The following is a 957-nucleotide window of genomic DNA, read 5'->3' on the forward strand; positions in this document are numbered from 1 at the left end:
AGTGTCTGATTCAAAATTATCTGTCATGATTTCATGATCTTGCGATGCGGCGGGCGAAGAGCTGGATCGAGGCGATGAAGAGCCATGCGGCTGCGGAGGCGATGGTTTGTTCGAAGTCCTTGGCGAGCCGCCGGTTGCGGTTCAGCCATGCCAGCGTCCGCTCGACGACCCAGCGCCGGGGCAGCACCTCGAAGCCTTTCGCCGTATCGGACCTCTTGATGATCGCGATGGTCCATTTACCAAAGCGGCGCAGGGTGTCCTTGAGTTTGTCTCCGGCGTAGCCTCCATCGGCGAAGACATGACGCAGCCAGGGGAAGCGCCGGATGATTTCGGCCAGCACCAGCGGCGCGCCGTCGCGGTCCTGAATGTCGGCGGTGTGGATCACGGCATGGACGAGATTACCCTCGGTGTCGGTCAGGATGTGGCGCTTGCGCCCCTTCACCTTCTTGCCTGCGTCATAGCCACGAGGTCCGCCGCTTTCCGTAGTTTTTACGGACTGGCTGTCGATTACGCCGGCGCTGGGCGAAGCCTCCCGGCCGTGCGCCTCGCGTGCAACCATCAGCAGGGTGTGGTTGATCGTAAGCCACAGCCCGTTGTCGCGCCAAAGGTAGAACCAGTGCCGCACAGTCGACACAGGGGGGAAACATGGCGGCAGCATCCGCCAGGGTAAGCCGCCGCGCAGCAGGTATAGGATCGCCTCGACAATGCGCCGCAGCGGCCATTTGCGAGGCCGCCCGACATGCGACGCTGGTGGCAGCAGTGGTTCCAGAACCGCCCACTCGGCATCAGTCATATCACTTGGCAAAGCCAGTCCGCTTCGCGCATGAACGGCGCGAGTGGTATCGGTCCACATCGTTGAATCCATGGTAGTTTTTGGCGAAACCCATGAATCAGCGATAGGTCAGGCCGTCAACCTAACCTGCTGATACCCCTCAACTTAATTTCCGATCAGGCTCT

At 60.7% G+C, this 957-nt stretch carries 1 protein-coding gene; it reads right to left on the reverse strand.

The annotated features are described in order from the left end of the window. Positions 1–31: 31 nt before the first annotated feature. Positions 32–853, reverse strand: a complete 822-nt coding sequence (locus tag ACODR8_RS19950) for an IS5 family transposase (protein ID WP_489008854.1) — start codon at positions 851–853, stop codon at positions 32–34. Positions 854–957 lie beyond the last annotated feature (104 nt).

This window comes from Sphingobium sp. FG58, assembly GCF_057809055.1.